At 71.0% G+C, this 473-nt stretch carries 1 pseudogene; it reads right to left on the reverse strand.

Annotation, left to right across the window (positions count from 1 at the left end):
- Window positions 1-473, reverse strand: a pseudogene (locus FQ755_RS13630) (nitrite reductase (NAD(P)H)); the annotation flags it as partial.

A 473-nucleotide genomic window follows, 5' to 3' on the forward strand; every position in this document is an offset into this window, starting at 1 on the left:
GCGCTATTGACCACCGCCTCGCAGAGCCGGCCCTTCGAGACGTTGTTGCAGGAGCAGATCTGCGCCGTGTCCGGCAGCGCGTCGACGCCCAGGCCCGGCTTGGCGGCGCCGTCCGATTGCGGCAGGATCAGCGCCTCGGGCTCGGCCGGCAGCTCGATGCGGTTCAGCATCATCTGCAACAGCGTGCCGTATTCGGCCGCGTCGCCCACCAGCACCGCGCCGAGCAGTTGCTTGCCGTCGGCCGAGGTGACCAGCTTCTTGTAGACCTCGCGGCGCCCGTCCGCGTACTGCACCACGCGGCAGCCCGCGGTCTTCGCGTGCGCGTCGCCGATGCTGGCCACGTCCACGCCCATCAGCTTGAGCTTGGTGCTCAGGTCGGCGCCGGCGAACACGGCGTCGCCGCCCGCCAACTGCTGCGCGACCACCCGCGCCATGTCGTAGCCCGGCGCCACCAGGCCGAAGGTCTGGCCGTT

The organism is Paraburkholderia sp. BCC1885, assembly GCF_900996235.1.
Classification (GTDB): Bacteria; Pseudomonadota; Gammaproteobacteria; order Burkholderiales; family Burkholderiaceae; genus Paraburkholderia.